Source organism: Stutzerimonas stutzeri (assembly GCF_002890895.1).
GTDB lineage: Bacteria > Pseudomonadota > Gammaproteobacteria > Pseudomonadales > Pseudomonadaceae > Stutzerimonas > Stutzerimonas stutzeri_AB.
Map to the genome: position 1 here is coordinate 506,052 of NZ_POUL01000003.1, position 20,598 is coordinate 526,649.

The 20,598-nt window shown below is 61.7% G+C and carries 16 protein-coding genes; 13 read left to right on the forward strand and 3 right to left on the reverse strand.

The window, feature by feature from the left end:
* Positions 1–302 precede the first annotated feature (302 nt).
* The 7 genes from recJ (at position 303) to CXK96_RS08115 (ending at position 11,048) form a co-directional block, all read left to right on the forward strand.
* Complete coding sequence (gene recJ / locus CXK96_RS08085; RefSeq protein WP_102835945.1) at positions 303–2,018, forward strand: single-stranded-DNA-specific exonuclease RecJ; 1,716 nt, start codon at positions 303–305, stop codon at positions 2,016–2,018.
* A gap of 235 nt (positions 2,019–2,253) precedes the next feature.
* Complete coding sequence (locus CXK96_RS08090) at positions 2,254–4,350, forward strand: molybdopterin oxidoreductase family protein (protein WP_102835946.1); 2,097 nt, start codon at positions 2,254–2,256, stop codon at positions 4,348–4,350.
* Between the two features lie 269 nt (positions 4,351–4,619).
* Complete coding sequence (locus CXK96_RS08095) at positions 4,620–5,729, forward strand: NADH:flavin oxidoreductase/NADH oxidase (RefSeq protein ID WP_102836001.1); 1,110 nt, start codon at positions 4,620–4,622, stop codon at positions 5,727–5,729.
* 27 nt (positions 5,730–5,756) lie between these two features.
* Positions 5,757–6,521 carry a tellurite resistance TerB family protein gene (locus CXK96_RS08100; RefSeq protein ID WP_102835947.1) on the forward strand — a complete coding sequence of 255 codons (765 nt, stop codon included), beginning with the start codon at positions 5,757–5,759 and terminating at the stop codon, positions 6,519–6,521.
* Between the two features lie 156 nt (positions 6,522–6,677).
* Positions 6,678–7,773, forward strand: a protein-coding gene (prfB, locus tag CXK96_RS08105) for a peptide chain release factor 2 (protein WP_102835948.1) whose coding sequence is annotated in 2 segments (ribosomal slippage) — positions 6,678–6,749 and positions 6,751–7,773 — 1,095 coding nt in all. Because the reading frame shifts where the segments join, the coding sequence is not laid out codon by codon here.
* Positions 7,774–7,968: 195 nt separating this feature from the next.
* Complete coding sequence (gene lysS, locus CXK96_RS08110) at positions 7,969–9,471, forward strand: lysine--tRNA ligase (protein WP_102835949.1); 1,503 nt, start codon at positions 7,969–7,971, stop codon at positions 9,469–9,471.
* A 281-nt stretch (positions 9,472–9,752) separates the two neighbouring features.
* Entirely contained in the window at positions 9,753–11,048 is a 1,296-nt protein-coding gene (locus CXK96_RS08115) for a flavohemoglobin expression-modulating QEGLA motif protein (protein WP_102835950.1), read from the forward strand.
* 59 nt (positions 11,049–11,107) lie between these two features.
* On the opposite strand, the gene CXK96_RS08120 is transcribed toward CXK96_RS08115, so the two are convergent.
* The 3 genes from CXK96_RS08120 to dctP form a co-directional block, all read right to left on the reverse strand.
* Positions 11,108–12,418, reverse strand: coding sequence for a TRAP transporter large permease (locus tag CXK96_RS08120; protein WP_102835951.1), 1,311 nt, complete (start codon positions 12,416–12,418; stop codon positions 11,108–11,110).
* A complete protein-coding gene (locus CXK96_RS08125) occupies positions 12,415–12,954 on the reverse strand; it encodes a TRAP transporter small permease subunit (RefSeq protein WP_102835952.1) in 540 nt (179 codons plus the stop codon). The genes CXK96_RS08120 and CXK96_RS08125 overlap by 4 nt, the downstream gene beginning before the upstream one ends.
* 78 nt (positions 12,955–13,032) lie before the next feature.
* Positions 13,033–14,067, reverse strand: a complete 1,035-nt coding sequence (dctP, locus tag CXK96_RS08130; protein WP_102835953.1) for a TRAP transporter substrate-binding protein DctP — start codon at positions 14,065–14,067, stop codon at positions 13,033–13,035.
* 436 nt (positions 14,068–14,503) lie between these two features.
* On the opposite strand from dctP, the gene CXK96_RS08135 reads away from it, so the two are divergent.
* The 6 genes from CXK96_RS08135 to CXK96_RS08160 are packed head-to-tail and all read left to right on the forward strand — an operon-like array spanning position 14,504 to position 20,591.
* On the forward strand, positions 14,504–15,022 hold the full coding sequence (locus CXK96_RS08135) for a PaaI family thioesterase (RefSeq protein WP_102835954.1): 519 nt from the start codon (positions 14,504–14,506) through the stop codon (positions 15,020–15,022).
* Positions 15,015–16,226, forward strand: a complete 1,212-nt coding sequence (locus CXK96_RS08140) for an acyl-CoA dehydrogenase family protein (RefSeq protein ID WP_102835955.1) — start codon at positions 15,015–15,017, stop codon at positions 16,224–16,226. The genes CXK96_RS08135 and CXK96_RS08140 overlap by 8 nt, the downstream gene beginning before the upstream one ends.
* Positions 16,227–16,260: 34 nt before the next feature.
* Positions 16,261–17,028, forward strand: a complete 768-nt coding sequence (locus tag CXK96_RS08145; protein ID WP_102835956.1) for an SDR family NAD(P)-dependent oxidoreductase — start codon at positions 16,261–16,263, stop codon at positions 17,026–17,028.
* Positions 17,029–17,038: 10 nt separating this feature from the next.
* Positions 17,039–18,109: a phosphotransferase gene (locus tag CXK96_RS08150; protein WP_102835957.1), complete on the forward strand. Its 1,071-nt coding sequence runs from the start codon at positions 17,039–17,041 to the stop codon at positions 18,107–18,109.
* Positions 18,106–18,909 carry a 5'/3'-nucleotidase SurE gene (gene surE / locus CXK96_RS08155; RefSeq protein WP_102835958.1) on the forward strand — a complete coding sequence of 268 codons (804 nt, stop codon included), beginning with the start codon at positions 18,106–18,108 and terminating at the stop codon, positions 18,907–18,909. Before CXK96_RS08150 ends, surE begins: the two co-directional genes overlap by 4 nt.
* Entirely contained in the window at positions 18,909–20,591 is a 1,683-nt protein-coding gene (locus CXK96_RS08160; protein ID WP_102835959.1) for a long-chain fatty acid--CoA ligase, read from the forward strand. The genes surE and CXK96_RS08160 overlap by 1 nt, the downstream gene beginning before the upstream one ends.
* Positions 20,592–20,598: the final 7 nt, after the last annotated feature.

The window sequence follows — 20,598 nt, forward strand, 5'->3', positions numbered from 1 at the left end:
TCTCCGGGGTAATGGCGGGTTTCGTATTGGCCTTGCGCGGTTGTCACGATGATAGAGCATTGATGCGCGATGCCTGATCATAGGGCACACCGTCGGCGGGCAGCCCGGCAATAATTCATTGCTGTATGCTTGCGGCCAGCTCAAGCGGCGCCTGCTGCGTCGGTACTTCTGCCGTGGCTGCCTGACCATCGGAATCAGGAGCCGCCTCTGCGCGGTAGCGTCTACCATGTCCGCCGCTATGGCCAGCCTGCGCCCTCCGCTATGACTGTCACCCACTTCACGCTGCACCGGATAATCAACAGATGCGTATCGAACCTCGCCCCCTTCCCGAGCAGCTTCCCGACCTGGGAGACCTGCCGCCGCTGTTGACGCGTCTCTACGCCGCCCGTGGCGTGCAGTCGATTAGCGAGCTGAACAAAGGCTTGGCGCGCTTGATCCCCTACGGTCAACTCAAGGGCATCGACGCCGCTGTGGCGCTGCTGGTCGAAGCAATCGAAACTCGTCAGCGCATTCTGTTCGTGGGTGACTTTGACGCCGACGGCGCAACCGCCAGTACCGTGGGTGTGCTGGGCCTTCGTCAGCTGGGTGCTGCGCACGTGGATTATCTGGTGCCCAATCGCTTCGAGTACGGCTACGGTCTGACGCCAGAGATTGTTACCGTGGCGCTCGAGCGTCGGCCTGATCTGCTGGTGACGGTGGATAACGGCATTTCCAGCGTCGACGGCGTAGCGGCAGCCAAGGCGGCAGGCCTCAAGGTCCTGGTGACCGACCATCACCTGCCTGGTACCGAATTGCCAGCGGCAGATGCCATCGTCAACCCCAACCAGCCTGAATGCGCCTTTCCAAGCAAGTGCATTGCTGGCGTCGGGGTGATTTTCTACGTGTTGCTGGCCTTGCGTGCGGCACTTCGCGAGAGGGGCTGGTTCAGCCGCAGTGGCTGGGCGGAGCCGAACCTGGCCGAGCTGCTGGATCTGGTGGCGCTGGGCAGCGTCGCTGACGTGGTGCCGCTGGATGCAAACAACCGCATCCTCGTGCATCAAGGTTTGGCTCGAATCCGTGCCGGTCGTGCACGGCCGGGGTTGAGGGCAATTCTGGAGGTTGCCGGGCGCGATCACAGCCGCATTACCTCGACCGATCTTGGCTTCATTCTGGGCCCGCGCTTGAACGCGGCAGGTCGCCTCGACGATATGGCTTTAGGCATCGAGTGTCTGCTCTGCGAAGACGAAGCGCTTGCGCGCGACATGGCCGTTCAGCTCGACCAGCTCAACCAGGACCGCAAGGGCATTGAGCAGGGCATGCAACGCGAGGCGCTGGCCCAGCTGAAAGACCTGCCGCTTGAAGACATGCCGTTCGGCCTGTGCTTGTTCGAGCCGGACTGGCACCAGGGCGTCATCGGCATCCTCGCCTCACGTCTCAAGGAGCGGTACCACCGTCCGACCATCGCCTTCGCCGATGCTGGGGAAGGCCTGCTCAAGGGCTCGGCGCGGTCAGTGCCGGGGTTTCATATCCGCGATGCGCTGGATGCGGTTGCGGCGCGGCATCCGGGTTTGATCAGCAAGTTTGGCGGGCATGCGATGGCGGCTGGCCTGTCGCTGCCCGAGGCTAACTTCGGCGCCTTCGCCGCGGCATTCGATGCCGAGGTGCGTCGTCAGCTCTGTGAGGACGACCTCACCGGGCGTCTGCTGACCGATGGCCAATTGAGTGTCGAGGAATTCCATCTAGAGCTGGCCAAGGCGCTGCGCAACGCCGGGCCATGGGGGCAGCACTTCCCCGAACCAGTGTTTCACGGCGTTTTCCAGCTGGTGCAGCAGCGGCTGGTCGGCGAGAAGCACCTGAAGATGGTGCTCAAGAGCGAATGCGGCTCGCTGACCCTCGATGGAATCGCGTTCAACATTGACCGCGAACTCTGGCCCAACCCCACGGTGCGCTGGGCCGATCTGGCGTACAAGCTGGACGTCAATGAATTCCGCGGGCGTGAAAGCGTGCAGTTGCTGGTGGCGCATATCGCTGCGCGATGACCGCTCGGTCTGCACCCTGCGCAATATAAGGCGCAAGAGACTCGCGCGATTCGCTGCTGCAGGTGGTGTCGGTTTGCGGACCGCTGGGGCTTCAGGCCCCCATGCCTTCCGCTGACTGGCCTGAGCAAGATCGGTTATCTGAATCGGGCGCTATTTGCCTGGGCGTGCATGATTGGCGCAGGCCCGGCTCAGGCCTAGAGTGTTCTGATTACAAGAACAATCTCTGGAGCCCGCGATGAGCGAAACGACCCAGCACCACCGTGCCTGTCACCTGTGCGAGGCCATTTGCGGCCTGACCATCGAAACTCGTGATGAGCAGATCGTATCGATCAAGGGCGACCCTCAGGACAGTTTCAGTCGTGGTCACATCTGCCCCAAGGCCGTCGCGTTGCAAGACATCCAGAACGATCCGGATCGCCTGCGCCACCCGATGCGCCGGGTGGGCAACGAGTGGCAGGCGATCGAGTGGGACGAAGCCTTCGCGTTGGTGGCAGACCGGTTCGCCGAGATTCGCGAGCGTCACGGCAATAATGCGCTGGCGGTCTATCAGGGCAACCCCAGCGTGCACAATTACGGGCTGATGACCCACAGCAACTATTTTCTGGGCCAGCTGAAAACCCGCAATCGCTTTTCAGCCACCTCGGTCGATCAGCTGCCGCATCACCTGACCAGCCTGATGATGTACGGCCACGGACTGTTGATCCCGATTCCAGACATCGATCACACCGACTTCATGCTGATACTGGGCGGTAATCCGCTGGCATCGAATGGCAGCATCATGACCGTCCCGGATGTGGAAAAACGGCTGAAGGCACTGCAGACACGCGGCGGCAAGCTGGTGGTGGTCGACCCGCGTCGCAGCGAAACCGCAGCCATTGCCGATCAGCATCTGTTCGTCCGCCCGGGCGAAGACGCGGCGCTGCTTTTCGGCCTGCTCAATACGCTTTTTGACGAAGACCTTACACGTGCCAGCCATCTTCCCGTGGCGGACCTGGATGAACTCCGAGCGGCGGTGAAACCTTTCACCGCGGAAGCAATGGGGCCGCGCTGCGGCGTGCCGGCTGTGCAGATTCGGCAACTGGCGCGGGATTTCGCTGCGGCGGACAAAGCGGTCTGCTACGGCCGGATGGGCGTTTCGACCCAGGCGTTCGGTACGCTATGCCAGTGGCTGGTGCAGTCGATCAACCTGGTCACTGGCAACCTGGATCGGGTCGGTGGCGCGCTGTGCACGGAGCCGGCGGTGGATCTCGTGGCAAACACCTCCGGCGGACACTTCAACCGCTGGCAGAGCCGGGTTTCAGGACTGCCGGAATACGGCGGCGAGCTGCCGGTTTCAGCGCTGGCCGAGGAGATGCTTACCGAAGGGGACGGGCAGATTCGCGCGCTGGTGACGGTAGCCGGCAATCCGGTGCTTTCCACACCCAACGGGCGCAAGCTGGAACAGGCGCTCGACGGTCTGGAATTCATGCTCAGCGTGGATTTCTACATCAATGAAACGACCCGCTACGCTGATCTGATCCTGCCGCCGACGGCGCCGTTGGAGCATGATCATTACGACACCACCTTCAACACGTTCGCGGTGCGCAACGTTACCCGCTTCAACGAGCCGGTACTCAGCAAGCCGGCGGGTGCGCTGCATGACTGGGAAATTTTCATCGGCTTGGCCAAGGCGTTCGCGGCGCGCACCGGCGGCGATCTCAAGCCCACCGTCGCGCCAGAACAGATGATCGATCGTGGCCTGCGTGCCGGCCCTTATGGCGAGAAAAGCGAACTGGACTTGAGTCTTTCCCGGCTGCGTGACTATCCGCACGGGCTTGATCTTGGTCCGCTGAAGCCCAATCTGGCCGGGCGACTGAAAACCGAAGGCCGGCGCGTTCAGGCGGCGCCCCCGCTGTTCCTCGGTGATCTGCAGCGTTTCGCGGCGTCGATCGCGGCGCCGGCCGATCAGCTGGTACTGATAGGCCGCCGCCATGTGCGCAGCAATAACTCCTGGATGCACAACTACCACCGGTTGGTGAAGGGCAAGCCGCGCCATCAGCTGCTGATGAATCCGGCTGATCTGAGCCGGCTGGGGCTGCTTGACGGTCAGCGCGTGCGGGTACGCTCGCGGGTCGGCATGATCGAAGTTGAAGTGGCTGTCAGCGACGAGATGATGCCCGGTGTGGTCAGCCTGCCGCATGGCTGGGGCCATGGTCGTCCCGGTGCGCAGCTGGAGATTGCCAATCGCCAGCCGGGCGCCAGTGCCAACGACCTCACCGACGAGCGCCAGCTCGATGCCTTGTCGGGAAACGCAGCACTCAATGGCGTACCGGTGGAGGTAGAGGCGGCGTAACTGCAGTTGCTGGGGATGGCGAGTGGTTTGTCATCCCCCAAGCTTCCAATATTTCCGAACAAGACCGAGCTGGGATAGCGATCGGCGATTTGCGTGGACGCTCCTTGTACGCAGAAGGTCATGTCGGCGGTCGATCAATGTTGGCTCACGCCGGTGTGCAACACGCGGTCACCGAATTCTCGGTAAACACCATCCAGGAGGAGCAAAGTCACCGAAACAGTCTGTACTGAAGGATGTCCAAAAACGCATCCCCTGCAGTCGAGGTTTCCATGACCCAGCTCTTCCAGCCGCTCACCTTGCGCCAGCTGACCCTGCCCAATCGCATTGCCGTATCGCCCATGTGTCAGTACTCGGCCAAGGCCGGTATGGCCAACGATTGGCATCTGGTGCACCTGGGTAGCCGCGCAGTGGGCGGGGCAGGGCTGGTGATCATCGAGGCGACCGCTGTTTCGGCCAATGGACGGATTTCGCCTGAGGACCTGGGGATATGGTCTGACGAACATATCGAGCCGCTTCGGCGAATCACACGCTTCATCGAGGCTCAGGGCTCCGTCGCTGGGATTCAGCTGGCTCATGCCGGCCGCAAGGCCAGCACCTGGCAGCCCTGGCTTGGGCGGCATGGCAGCGTCCCCATCGCTGCCGGAGGCTGGACCCCGGTAGGTCCGTCGACCATTGCATTCGACCCGGAACATGCGGTTCCAACCGCACTCGACGTGGCGGGGATTCAGGATGTCATTCAGGCGTTTATTCGCGCTGCCGAGCGGTCACTCGCGGCTGGCTTCAATATTGCCGAAATACACGCCGCCCACGGCTACTTGCTGCATCAGTTCCTTTCACCGCTGTCCAACCAGCGCCAGGATGCCTATGGCGGCTCGTTTGAAAACCGCATCCGGCTGCTTTTGGAGGTGACCGAGGCGGTACGGGCGGTATGGCCGGAAGAGTTGCCGCTGTTCGTTCGCCTGTCCGCAACCGACTGGGTCCAGGACGGATGGAACTCGGAAGAAACCGTCGAACTGGCGCGCCGGCTAAAGACGCTGGGCGTCGACATGATCGACGTCTCGTCGGGCGGCACGGCGGTCAACGCGGAGATCCCGGTTGGGCCGGGCTACCAGACCCAGTTCGCCGAGCAGGTCCGCCGCGAGGCGGGTATCGCCACCGGCACCGTCGGCATGATCACCGAGGCTGTCCAGGCCGAACACATTCTGCGCACCGGCCAGGCCGACCTGATCCTGCTGGCCCGTGAGCTGTTGCGTGATCCGTACTGGCCGCTACATGCCGCCGAAGATCTTCGTAACAGCTCGGTGCCCTGGCCTGCCCAGTATGTGCGTGCGGCCCACCGCAATACGCCGATCCGACAGGTTCCCGATTCGCTCGATTAATCCATCACTTCGTATACAGGTATTTTCATGAAAACCTCCGGTTTGCTCGATCAACTGCTCAAATCCGGGCAGGATCTTCTGCAGAAGCAGCAGGGCTCGGTTACGCGCCCCGGTAATACCAACAGTACCAGCGGCGGCTCGCTCGGCGACATGCTCTCCGGCGCAGGTGGGCCTCTGGGTAGCCTGCTTGGAGGCGCTGGCGGGCGTGGAAAGGGTGCGCTGGCGACCGGTGCGCTCGGCATGTTGCTGGGCAGCCGAAGCGGACGTCGCATGGGTGGCAAGGCTGTCACCTATGGTGGTCTGGCCGCACTCGGCATGCTGGCCTACAAAGCCTATGGCAACTGGCAGGCGCAGCAGGCTCAACAGGGTACCGCAGCAGCTGCGAGCGCATCGCGCACTGAGCCGAAGACGGTCGACCGACTTCCGCCAGACCAGGTTGAAGTGCACAGTCGTGGCATCCTCAAGGCGCTGGTCGCTGCGGCTAAAGCCGACGGTCATGTCGACGATCAGGAGCGTAAGATGATCGAGGCCGAGCTGGCCCAGCTCACTGACGACCCTGAATTGCAGCACTGGCTTGAGGCGGAGCTGAACAAGCCGCTCGATCCAGTAGATGTGGCCGCGGCTGCCACTACACCTGAAATGGCTTCGGAGATGTACCTTGCCAGTGTCTTGATGGTGGATGAGGAGCAGTTCATGGAGCGCGCCTACCTGGATGAGCTGGCCCGGCAGCTGAAGCTCGATCCGCAGTTGAAGGCCGAACTGGAAAGCCAGGTGCGCGGCGTTTCCGCCTGATCCCAAATCGGGCGGCGAGCACGCCGCCTTTCCAACGAGCCCTGGTCAATCTGCTTGACATTCGCCGCGCCGACGGTCCCGCGTGGGCTGTCAGTCACGGTCAGCTGCGCTATAATCGCCGGCTTTTCGCAACGTCCGATTGAGAGCTGCCGACCTATGGAAATCAACCCGATCCTCAACAGCATCAAGGACCTGTCCGACCGCACCCAGTCAATTCGGGGGTATCTTTGACTACGATCAGAAGCATGATCGTCTTGTTGAAGTAAACCGCGAGCTCGAAGACCCGAACGTCTGGAACAAACCTGAGTACGCCCAGAACCTGGGCCGCGAGCGCGCTACCCTGGCGCAGATCGTCGAAACCATCGACGATCTCGAAGGTGGACTGGCCGATTCCCGCGACCTGCTCGACATGGCTGTCGAAGAAGATGACCAGAGCGCCGTAGACGACGTCGCGGCCGAGCTGGAGCGTCTGCGCGGCATCCTCGAGGGGCTGGAATTCCGCCGCATGTTCAGCGGCGAAATGGACCCGAACAACTGCTACCTGGATATCCAGGCCGGTTCCGGCGGCACCGAGGCGCAGGACTGGGCCAACATTCTCCTGCGCATGTACCTGCGCTGGGCCGACAAGCGCGGTTTCAGTGCCGAGATCGTCGAACTGTCCGAAGGTGAAGTCGCCGGCATCAAGGGCGCTACCGTCCACATCAAGGGCGAATACGCCTTCGGCTGGTTGCGCACCGAGATTGGTGTGCACCGGCTGGTGCGTAAGAGTCCGTTCGACTCTGGCGCCCGCCGCCACACGTCATTTTCGGCAGTGTTCGTCTCGCCCGAGATCGACGACAGGGTCGAGATCGACATCAATCCGGCCGACCTGCGCATCGACACCTACCGCTCTTCCGGTGCCGGTGGTCAGCACGTCAACACCACCGACTCGGCGGTACGTATTACCCACGTACCGACGAACACAGTGGTGGCCTGCCAGAACGAGCGTTCCCAGCACGCCAACAAGGACACCGCCATGAAAATGCTGCGGGCCCGGTTGTACGAGCAGGAAATGCAGAAGCGCAACGCGGCCTCCCAGGCGCTGGAAGACACCAAGTCCGATATCGGTTGGGGTCATCAGATTCGCTCCTATGTGCTCGACGACTCGCGCATCAAGGATTTACGTACCGGCGTGGAACGTAGCGACTGCCAGAAGGTGCTGGACGGCGACATCGACCAGTATCTCGAAGCCAGTCTCAAGCAAGGGCTTTAACGCGACTGACCTTGGCCAGTGTGGGTGGGCTGAAGCGGAACGCCGCTCAGCTCACCCAACTCGAGTTCCAAGTGTCCAGATGTAGGGTGGGCTTCCGCCCACCAAAACAGGGGCAGGTCACGGTGGGCTGAAGTGAAACGCCTGCCAACACGCCCTCCCCGGGATTCATTCATTCGATCCAGGCATTTTTAAACCATGAGCGAACAACCGCTGAACCAGCACGCCATCCACGAGGAAGAAAACAGCCTGATCCTTCAGCGCAAGGAAAAACTGGCTGCTGAACGCGCCAAAGGCGACGTTTTCCCCAATGACTTCCGTCGCGACAGCTACTGCAACGACCTGCAGCTGAAATACGTCGACAAGACCAAGGAAGAGCTGGCAGAAGCGGCGATCCCGGTGAAGGTGGCTGGACGCATCATGCTTAACCGTGGCGCTTTCATGGTGTTGCAGGACATGACCGGGCGTATCCAGGTCTATGTCAACCGCAAGACGTTGCCAGCCGAGACGCTGGAAGCCATCAAGCATTGGGATCTGGGCGACATCATTGCCGCTGAGGGCACGCTGGCGCGTTCCGGTAAGGGCGACCTGTATGTCGAGATGACCGACGTACGGCTACTGACCAAGTCGCTGCGTCCGCTGCCGGACAAGCACCACGGCCTGACCGACACCGAGCAGCGTTATCGCCAGCGCTACGTCGACCTGATCGTCAACGAGGAAACCCGCCACACCTTCCGTGTGCGTTCGCAGGTGATCGGCCACATCCGCAAATTCCTCAACGAGCGCGACTTCCTCGAAGTGGAAACGCCGATGCTGCAGACCATCCCCGGTGGCGCCGCGGCCAAGCCGTTCGAGACCCACCACAACGCGCTGGACCTGCCGATGTTCCTGCGCATCGCCCCTGAGCTGTACCTCAAGCGCCTGGTGGTCGGTGGCTTCGAGCGCGTCTTCGAGATCAACCGCAACTTCCGTAACGAAGGCGTTTCGACCCGGCACAACCCCGAGTTCACCATGCTCGAGTTCTACCAGGCCTACGCTGACTACGAAGACAACATGGATCTGACCGAAGAACTGTTCCGCGAGCTGGCGCAGTTGGTCCTGGGCAGCACCGACGTGCCGTACGGCGACAAGCTGTTCCACTTCGGCGAGCCCTTTGCACGTCTGTCCGTGTTCGACGCGATCCTCAAGTTCAACCCGGAGATCAGCGCTGCCGACCTGCAAGACGTCGACACCGCCCGAGCCATCGCCAAAAAGGCCGGCGCCAAGGTGCTCGGCTTCGAAGGGCTGGGCAAGTTGCAGGTGATGATTTTCGAGGAGTTGGTCGAGCACAAGCTTGAGCAGCCGACGTTCATCACCCGTTATCCGTTCGAAGTCTCGCCGCTGGCGCGTCGTAGCAACGACGATCCGAACGTCACTGATCGCTTCGAGCTGTTCATCGGCGGCCGCGAGATCGCCAACGCCTACTCCGAGTTAAACGATGCCGAGGATCAGGCCGAGCGCTTCCACGCGCAGGTTCGTGACAAAGATGCCGGTGATGACGAAGCCATGCATTTCGATGCCGACTTCGTCCGCGCGCTGGAATACGGCATGCCGCCGACAGCCGGTGAAGGTATCGGCATCGACCGTCTGGTCATGCTGCTGACCAACTCGCCATCGATTCGCGACGTGATCCTGTTCCCGCACATGCGTCCCGAGATCTGATCAAGGCGCCCAGCCGCCCGGCGAATTGGTCGAGCGGCTGTCATCCCCACGCTGCGATGTGACTGCAGCAGAGGGTAGGTGGGCATATTGCCGTGGTCATGCCCAGGCTGATGTGCCAAGGCTTGGGTAAGCCAGTTCGCGGTTTCGGCTGGGTACAGATTGCTTAGTGCCGGCCGACACACTTCTATACGCCCAGCAGGCAGTTCGCGAACCGGGCCCGGAATGCCACGGTCCGCTGGTGTATAAGTTGAAAGCTATGGCTCATCACTGACGAGGTACGGATGAATACCCGTAACAACCTGGATGAATACCAGCTTACGGTGCGCGGTCTGTCCGAACGTATCGTCGAAGCGCAGACCCCGCTGCGTGTGCTTGATGCGGTGAAATGGGACGACAGCATTCGCCAAGGTTTTTTTGCCGCTGGCGCCCGTGAGCTGCCTCAGGTCGACCGCGCTTACTACGAAGGCCGTCCGCTTGGCTTTGATTCCAGCGCCAAGAAGGAAGAGTTCCAGAACATCGAACGCGACATCACCCGTCAACTGGGCCAGTTCAACCCGGTCGGGCAGATCATGCGGCGCATGTGCAAGGAATACCGGATGGTGATCCGCATGCTCGAAGCACGCGGCACCGCCGATTTCGGCCTGATTTCCCAAGAGCTTTACGGCGCTGCTTCTGACGCCTTTCATGCCGGTGACCCGACGCTCGCCGACCTCGGACTGATGCTGTCCGACTATCTGAACAACATTGCTGACCGCGGCGACCTCAAGGACGAAGCCAAAGTGCTTACCGCACCGCAGGCGGTGGACTTGTTGCAGCGCCGGCTGGATCTGGTGTTTGGCGAGGGTGAAGGCGTGATTCGCGTATTCGAATCAGACGGCATTCTTGCCGATGCCGCCGCCGGCGCTGATTACATCAAGATTCGCAGCGATGCGATGTTCAACGAACGCGACGTACGGGCGCTGGAAGTCCACGAGGGGCTGGTCCATGTCGGCACCACGCTTAACGGGCAGAACCAGCCGATATGCACCTTCCTGGCCAAGGGCCCGCCGTCCTCAACCGTGACTCAGGAAGGCCTGGCGATCCTGATGGAGGTCATCGCTTTCGCCTCCTACCCGACGCGCCTGCGCAAGCTCACCAACCGTACCCGTGCCATCCACATGGCGGAAGAGGGTGCGGATTTTCTCGACGTCTTCGGTTTTTTCCGCGAGCAGGGCTATTCCGACGACGACAGCTACGGCAATGCCAGTCGCGTATTTCGCGGCTCGTCTCCCGATGGCTTGCCCTTCACCAAGGACCTGTCCTACCTGAAGGGTTTCATCATGATCTACAACTACATCCAGCTGGCGGTGCGTAAGGGCAAGCTGGAGCAGATCCCGCTGCTGTTCTGCGGCAAGACCACGCTGGAAGACATGCGCACCCTGCGCCAGCTGGTCGATGAGGGTATGGTGGCGCCGCCGAAGTACCTGCCGCAGCAGTTCCAGGACCTCAATGCGCTGTCGGCCTGGATGTGCTTCTCCAACTTCCTCAACCACCTGAGCCTGGACCGCATCGAAGCGGACTACGCGAACATCATCTGATAGACACGCATGAAAAAGCCGGAGCATCTGCTCCGGCTTTTTTGTTCCCACGCGCTTGGTCAGAACAGCGTGTTCGGCAGATAGGTCGCGATCTCGGGGAACAGCATGATGATGCCCATGCCGATGATGTTGACGATCACGAAGGGAATTACCGACCAGTAGATGTCCTTCATGGTGATGCCGGGCGGGACGATGCCTTTCAGGTAGAAGAGGTTAAACCCGAACGGCGGCGTCATGTAACCGATCTCCATGTTGATCACGAACAGCACGCCGAACCAGATCGGATCGAAGCCGAGTGAAGCGACGATCGGCAGGAAAACCGGCAGGGTGATCAGCATGATGCCGACGGGATCGAGCAACATGCCCATGACGAAGACGATCGCCATCATGACGATGATGATTGCCCAACGGCCGCCGGGCAGGTCCATCATCAGGCCCTCGATCAGCGATTGCGCGCCCATGCCCTGATAGGCCGAGCTGAACGCGTGAGCCGCGAACAGGATCCAGGCGATCATGCCGGTCAGCTTGAAGGTGCGGATAGCGGCTTCCTGCAGGACTGGCCAGTTCAGCTTGCGATAGACGGCGGCGGAGATCAGTGCACCGAACACGCCCATGGCGGCCGCCTCGGTCGGGGTCGTAAAACCACCGATGATCGATCCGAGCACCATCACCACGATGCCGATGGGCAGCAGCACGGCACGCACCGCGCGCAGCTTTTCGGCCCAACTGCCTCGCTCTTCCTTGGGTAGTGCAGGTGCCAGATGAGGTTGCAGGAACGAGCGCACCAGCACGTAGGTGACTGTCAGCCCAACCAGCAACAGGCCCGGCAGGACGCCGGCTGCGAACATTTTGCCGACCGACTGACCGCTGATCATCGCGTAGAGAATCATCATGATGCTCGGCGGAATCAGAATGCCCCAGCCGCCACCGGTGTTGATGCAGCCAAGCACCATGCGCTTGTCATAGCCGCGTTCGAGCATGGCCGGCAGGGCAATGGTACCCATTGCCACGACCGCCGCGCCGCTGATGCCGACCATGGCGCCGAACACCGCACAGATCCCCAGCGTGCCGATCGCCAGCCCGCCACGCATGCCGCCGCACCACAGGTGCATCATGCGATAGAGGTCGCGCGCCACCCCGGTTCGTTCGAGCAGCATGGCCATGAACACGAACAGCGGGATGGCCACCAGGGTGAAGCTTTCCATGGTGCCCCACATCTGCGAAGCGACCATGTAGAAGGCGTCAACGCCCCAGGTGAAATAGAGGAACAGCACCGAGACACCGCCCAGCACGAAGGCCAGCGGCAGCCCGAGTACAAGAAAGAAGACCAGCGTCAGGAAGAACAGCAACGTGGTGATTTCGATGCTCATGGCGCATCCCCCGCGTGGCGGGTATCGCTGACCGATTCACGGCCCAGTGCAATAAGGATGTCCTGCAACAGCTTGGCAATACCCTGCAGCAACAACAGCAAGGTGCCGAGTGGAATCATCGCCTTGATCGGCCAGATCGGCGGATTCCAGGCGGAGTAGGAGGTTTCCATGCCTTGAACCGACTCCCAGGCCATGGAGCTGCCGAAATACAGCAGCGCGGCCATAAACAGGAAAAACATGCTGGAGGTGAAGATGTCGACCCAGGCGCGTGTGCGCGGGCTGAACGAGGCGTAGAGCAGGTCGACGTTGACGTGGTCGCGGTGCGCCATTACGTAGCCGCCGGATAGCACCACATAAGCGCCGAACAACATCTGTCCGAATTCGTTGGTCCAGGAGGTCGGGCTCGAGAACAGGTAGCGCATGAACACTTCGAGCAGCAGCAGCGCGAAGATAAGAAAGATCAGGTAGGCCACCCAGCGGCCGATGAATTCGTTGAGCCGGGTGATGCCGTTGATGTAGGCATGGATCAGGCGCATGACGGGCCCCACGAGCAAGGATTGAGCGAATCGCACCCCCGACGCGTGACCGCGTCGGGAGTGGGTCAGGCGAGGGGGTTACTGGTAACCGAGGTCACTGAGGAAGGTCTTGAGCTTTTGCAAGGCTTCAGCCGACTTGTCGCTACGCTTGCCTTCTTCTTCCCAGGTCTTTTTCGCGACTTCACGAAGCCGCGCCTGGACGTCATCCGGCAGTACGTTGACCTTCACGCCCTGTTCCTTGATGGCCTTCTGCAAGGCGATCTGTTCCTGGTACAGGTACTCGTTGGTGCGGTACCAGAACTGCTCATCGAGGATCTGTTTGACGATCTCCTGGTCGCGCTCGGACAGCTTGTCCAGCGCCTTCTGGCTGATGATGATCACATCGGTGCCGGCGATGTTCAGTGCGGGTCGCACGTGATTCTTCGCCACTTCGTAGAAGCTCATGCTGGCGGCACCTTGCACGGCACCCCAATGGGCACCATCAACCACGCCGGTATCGAGCGCCGGGTACAGTTCGCCGCCAGGCAGATAGGTGGTCGAGGCACCAGCCTCGTCGAGAAACTTCTGCAGCGCACCGGATGAACGAATCTTCAGCTTGGTGAAGTCTTCCCAGCTGTTGATTGGCTTCTTCACCACCATCTCGGTTGGGTAGACCTTGTCGGTCGACCAGTAGACGCCGTGTTGCGCGGCTTCTTCACGAAGCATGTCTTCGAAGCCCATCTGCTTATGGAAGTAGGCAGCCTCCCAGACATTCTGGAAGGCGAAGGGCAGGCCGGAAGCGATACCGGCGAGGGTCATCTTGTCCTGCGCGTAGCCGGGAGAGATGGTGCCCATCTGGACGATGCCACGGCTGACGGCATTGAAGGTTTCCTGCGGTTTGAACAGCGCGCCGGATTCGAATAACTGCAACTGCAGGCGCCCGTCGGTGCGCCGCTCGATTTCATTCTTGAGTCTGACAAGGCTGTCCTGGTAGGAGCTGCTGGCGCTCGGCCAATGCGATTGCACGCGCCATTTGGTGACGTCCTGTGCGGCAGCCATCTGCGGAGCCATGGCAGAGACCGCCATCGCTAACAAACCGGCGGGAACGAGTAGCTTTTTGAGCATGGATTTCATAACGCGTCCTCTTGTTGTAATTGTCTGGCTGAGGCCATCTTTGTATCACGTGCGTCGCATGCTTGTTTCGCACAGCAGAACTGACTTTTGCAAAGCTGCTCGAAAGCTAACATAGCGCGGAGCTTTTTCAAGCGCTAGCAGAAGGCTATCGCTGCCTTTCTCGATAACAGGTCCGGTGTGCAGCGACTGATTGATCGTGGTCTGTCCAGCAAAGGTTGAGCTTAGACGGTTCTGTTTGTGGGGCATCATAATTCTGCCTGATGGAACTGGATTCCGAATTGACTCAGCGTTTCCTGCATGCCAGCTTCGAAAAGAAGAGGACTCCCCCACAAAAACAATCGAGAGGACTCGTCATGCGCCTCGATGCAAGAGACACCCAGACGCAAGGTCCAGGCTCCGGTTCTGCAGCGGCCGGTGGCTATGCGGTAGTGACACGATGAACGGTCAGGAAACGGAGCTGCCGGTCGATGACAGCCGGACCAATCATTTGCCCATCAGTGGAGGCAGCGACCTGCCTGGCTTTCATCAGGTGCTTGGCTATCGTCAGGTGTCCTGGACCGAAGACGAAGCCGTGATCGAGCTCGATGTGCAGGCCTGTCATCTGAATATGGCCGGCGTGCTTCATGGCGGCGTGATGACTGCGCTGCTGGATGTGGTGCTCGCGGAGGCTGGCACCTATTGCCCTTATCCGGGACGCGTTCGCAAGGCCATCACCCTGGTGCTCAACACCACCTTCACCGGCCAATGCTCGGGCGGTGTGATACGCGCCATTGGTCGGCGACGGGCCGGTGGGACACGCATTTTCAATAGCTCGGGTGAGGTGCGCGACGCGGACGATCGCCTGCTGGCGATTGGCGAGGCGACCTTCCGGCTACGCTCTGGCAGCGAACAGGCGCAAGGCGTGCCTGTGGATTTCCTCGTGCCCAACAACAAGAAGGAAGACGGCGATGTATGAACTGACCGGCAATGCGCTGGAACTCCAGCAGCAACTCACGGCGTTCATGGATGAACATATCTACCCGAACGAACACGTCTTTCACGAGCAGGTCGCCACCGCCAGCAACCGCTGGGCACCACCGCCGATCCTCGAGGAATTGAAGCTCAAGGCCCGAGCGCAAGGTTTGTGGAATCTGTTCCTGCCGGAAAGCGAACACGGCGCCGGACTGACCAATTTCGAGTACGCGCACCTCTGCGAAATCATGGGCCGCTCCCATGTCGCCGCCGAGGTGTTCAACTGCTCAGCGCCGGATACCGGCAACATGGAAGTCCTGGCGCGCTACGGCACGCCCGAGCAGCAGGAACAGTGGCTCAAGCCGCTGCTCAACGGCGAGATTCGCTCCTGCTTCTCCATGACCGAACCCGACGTTGCGTCATCCGACGCAACCAACATCGCCTGCGAGATCCGCCACGAAGGCGACGAATACGTGATCAACGGGCAGAAGTGGTGGTCGTCGGGCGCAATGACCACCACCTGCAAGATCGCCATCGTCATGGGCAAGACCGATCCCTCGGCCGAGCGGCATCGGCAACAGTCGATGATCCTCGTGCCGCTGGACACACCGGGCGTCGAGATCGTCCGTGCGCTCCACGTGTTCGGTTACGACCATGCGCCTCATGGCCATGCCGAAATCCATTACAACAACGTCCGCGTGCCTGCCAGCAACATGCTGCTCGGCGAGGGCCGCGGCTTCGAGATCGCCCAGGGGCGGCTCGGCCCAGGGCGCATTCACCATTGCATGCGCACCATCGGCGTGGCCGAGCGTGCCCTGCAAGCCATGTGCGAGCGCGTGCATTCGCGTGTCGCGTTTGGCAAGCCGCTGGCTGACTTCGACTCGATCCGCAAGGACATCGCCCGGTCCCGTATCGAAATCGAACAGACCCGCCTGCTGACGCTGAAGGCGGCACGCATGATGGACACCGTTGGCAACAAGGTGGCACGTCAGGAGATTGCGATGATCAAGGCCGCCGCACCGAGCATGGCGCTGCGGGTGCTGGACCGTGCGATTCAGGTCCATGGCGCCAAGGGTGTCAGCCAGGACAGCTTCCTGGCGGCAGCCTGGGCGCACCAGCGGACCCTGCGGCTGGCCGACGGCCCGGACGAGGTGCATCTGGACACCATCGCCAAGCTGGAACTGAAGAACTACGCCAGCAAGCGCTGAGCCTCCACCAAAACAACAAGAAGGATGCCGTCCGATGACCAATCCCTTATTCGACCTGTCTGGAAAGGTGGCGCTGATCACGGGTTCCACTCGCGGTATCGGTCGCTCCATCGCCGAAGAAATGGCCCGTTGCGGCGCACGGGTGGTGATTTCCAGCCGCAAGGCCGACGCCTGCGAAGCCGTTGCTGCCGAGCTGAACGCGGCTGGCTTCGAGGCCATCGCCGTGCCCTGCCACGTGGGGCGCAAGGAAGATCTGCAACGGCTGGTCGACACCACCTTGCAGACCTGGGGGCGCATCGACGTGCTGGTCTGCAACGCGGCTACCAACCCGGTTTACGGTCCCACCAGCGAGCTGACCGACGACGCCTGGGACAAGATCATGGACACCAACGTCAAGGGCACCTTCTGGCTGTCCAACATGGTGCTGCCGCAAATGGCCGAGCGTGGCGAAGGCGCGGTCATCATGCTTTCCAGCATTGCGGGATTGCGCGGCAACACCGTGATCGGTACCTATGGCGTTTCCAAGGCCGCCGAAGCGGCACTGGCGCGCAATCTCGCGGCGGAGTGGGGACCAAAGGGCATCCGCGTCAACGCCATCGCGCCGGGGCTGGTGCGTACCGATTTCGCCAAGGCATTGCTCGATGATCCCGAGCGGGTTCGCCGCGCCGCCGAAAAGACACCGCTGCGCCGTATCGGTGAGCCGGTGGATATTGCCGGTTTGGCGGTATTCCTGGCGGCGCCCGCCAGTGCCTATATCACTGGCCAGGTGATCGTCGCCGATGGTGGCGAAACCGCATGTTGAGGGCGCAACGATGAACGAACCCGAGCTGATCGACGTGCTGCCTGCCCATCGATTCGACGAGGCGGTGTTGGCTCGATACCTGCGCGAGCATCTGCCGCAGATGGGTGACGATCTGCTGGTCCATCAGTTTCAAGGCGGCCAGTCCAACCCCACCTACCTTCTGGAAAGCGCCGGGCGCCGTTACGTGCTGCGCAAGAAACCGCCGGGCAAGGTGCTGCCCTCGGCGCACATGGTCGAACGCGAGTACAAGGTGATCCGTGCGCTCTCCGAGCACAGCAGCGTGCCGGTGCCCTCGGTGTACCTGCTGTGCGAAGACGAAAGCATCATCGGCACCGCGTTCTACGTAATGGACCACATTGAAGGACGAATCTTTAGTCACCCGGCCCTGGACGAATTGCCGGTCGCCGAACGCCAATCGATCCACCTGGCCGCTATCGATACGCTGGCCGCGCTGCATCAGGTCGACGTTGAAGCGGCGGGGTTGAGCGATTTCGGCAAGGCTCAGGGCTATTTCGCCCGTCAGGTGAAACGCTGGTCCGGTCAGTATCAGGCGTCTCGCACCGGCGACATGCCGGCGATGGAACATCTGATGCAATGGCTGCCGGAGCAGGTCCCGCAGCAAGACGAATGCGCCATTGCCCACGGTGACTACCGCCTCGGCAATCTGATCTTCGCGCCGGGCGAGGCGAAGGTCGCGGCGATTCTGGATTGGGAGCTGTCCACCGTCGGCCATCCGCTGGCGGACCTGGCCTACTTCTGCCTGCCGTATCACCTGCCAGCCGGCGTCGACGGTTTGCGTGGTCTGATCGGCATCGATCTGAAGGCGCAGGGTATTCCGTCAGAGCACGAGGTGCTGCAACGGTATTGCCTGAAGAGCGGGCGTGACGGCATCGACGACTGGCATGTGTTCGTGGCGTTTTCACTGTTCCGGCTCGCGGCGATTCTGCAGGGCGTGTATGCGCGAGCCCTGCAGGGCAATGCCAGCAATGCCGATGCGTTGCAGGTTGGCCAACGTGCCGGTCTCTTGGCTGAGGCGGGCTGGCGGATCGCCCAGCGTGGCAATAGCGGGGTGGTGGCATGAGCAAACCATTATTACGGCGCGTCCTTCTGACCAATGACGACGGTATCGCCGCGCCGGGGTTGGCACTGCTCGAGCGAATTGCCGCGCAACTGGCCGAGGAAGTCTGGGTGGTCGCACCCGAGCACGACCAGAGCGGCACGGGTCAGGGCATTTCGGTGCATGCGCCGTTGCGGGTGTACCACCACGGTGAACGCCGCTTCGCCGTCTCCGGCACGCCGTCGGACTGCGTCATGTTCGCCATGGCCGAATGGCTGCAGGACGCGCCGCCGGATCTGGTGCTGTCCGGCATCAACAGCGGGGCGAACATCGGCGACTCGGTGCCTTATTCCGGCACCCTTGGGGCGGTGCTCAGTGCTGATCTGCTGGGCGTGCCGGCTATCGGTCTGAGCCAGGCCTTCCTTGATCGAACCGCCATCGACTGGTCAGGCGTCGAGCGCTACGCCGCGGCTACCATCCGTGCGCTGTGGGCACGTCGCGAAGAGAACGGCTGCTGCTGGAACGTGAATTTCCCGGCGTGCTCGGCTGACCTTGTCAGCCATCTGCGAATGACCCGTCAGTCCCATGGCTCGATCACCCGGCCGCGTTTGCAGGCGGGCCATGACGGGCGAGGCTTGCCGTACTGGTGGCTTGGCTTCGAGCACTCATCGGCTCACCTCACGGACCCCGAACTCGACGTCGCAGCGCTGCGCGAGAAGCGCATCGCCATCACCCCGCTGCGCGAAACCCGTGCCTGGCTCGAATGGGGCGAAGAGTGGGCTGTGGCCGATCTGGCCAACAATTGCGATTCAGGAGTTCTGTAATGTTCACTCGTCATCATGCGGTCTGGCCTGACGATCTGCCCAAGCACCTGAGCGTGCCGGAAACCAGCCTGTTCACCAATCTCGAGATCTCGGCGCGGCGTTTTCCCGACAAGCCAGCCATCGTCTATTACGACACCCTGATCACCTATACCGAACTCCTGCGCGAGGTGGAGGCGCTGGCCGGTTACCTTCAGCATCTGGGCGTGGAAAAAGGCGATCGGGTACTGCTGTACATGCAGAACTCCCCGCAATTCACCATCGCCTATTACGCGATTCTGCGCGCCGATGCTGTGGTGATCCCGGTAAACCCCATGAACCACAGCGCCGAGCTGGAGCACTATCTGCACGACACCGGCGCCTCCGTGTGCCTTTGTGGGCAGGAGCTGACCGGCTTCATCGCTCCGCTGGTCGGAACCGCGAACCTACGCCATGTCGTGGTCGCCGCGTATTCAGACTACGTGCGAGTGCCCACCGACCTGGCGCTGCCGGCTGAAGTGCAGGCTGCGGCGGTCACCCCGAGTTTCACGGGGGGCGTCGGCTGGCGTGATGCCCTCAACGCAGGCTGCAGACCCGGCCCGCACACGGCCGGGCCGGACGATCTCTGCGTGTTCCCCTACAGCTCCGGCACCACCGGCGCGCCAAAAGGCTGCATGCACACCCATCGCTCGGCCATGGCGACCATCATTCATCGGGTGGTCTGGACCAACAGCACCAGCGAATCGGTGATCCTCGCAACCCTGCCGTATTTCCATGTGACCGGCATGCAGGGGGCCATGAGCGGGCCGATCTACAACGGTGGCACCGCCGTGATCATGACCCGCTGGGACCGCAAGGTTGCCGCGCAGCTGATCGAGCGCCACCAGGTGACCGGCTGGGTCAACATCGCCACCATGGCCATCGATTTTCTCTCCGATCCGGATTTGGAGCGCTACGACCTGTCCAGTCTGGTCAGCGTCGGTGGCGGTGGCGCGGCGATGCCCAAAGCGGTGGAAGAAAAGCTGCATCGGCTGACCGGCCTGCGCTACATCGAAGGCTATGGGCTTTCCGAGACCATCGCCGCCACCCACATCAACCCGGTGCCGCGACCCAAGGCGCAGTGCCTCGGGATTCCGGTGTTCGACGTCGACAGCCGCGTCATCGACCTGAACACCGGGCAGGAGCTTGGCCCGGATGAAGTGGGCGAAATCGTCAGCCGTGGGCCGCAACTGTTCCAGGGCTACTGGAACCGCCCTGAAGAAACCGAGCGCGCGTTCATCGAACTGGACGGCCACCGATTTTTCCGCACCGGCGACATGGGCTACTACGATGAAGAGGGCTATTTCTTCCTGGTCGACCGGGTCAAGCGGATGATCAATGCCTCCGGATTCAAGGTCTGGCCGTCGGAAGTAGAAAGCCTGATGTATCGCCACCCGGCCATTCAGGAGTGCTGCGTTATCTCGCGGCCCGACCCCAAGCGCGGCGAGACGGTGAAGGCGTGCATTGTGCTGCGTGAGGGCCAGGCCGGGCAGGTCAGCGAGCAGGACATCATCGACTGGTGCAAGGCCGAGATGGCCGCCTACAAGGCGCCGGTCTATGTGGAGTTCGTCAGCTCGTTGCCTCGCTCCTCCACTGGCAAGCTGATGTGGCGTGCGCTGCAGGAAGAAGAAAACCGCAAACACGCCGTCGGCGCCGAACAGGCCTGAGGGGCGA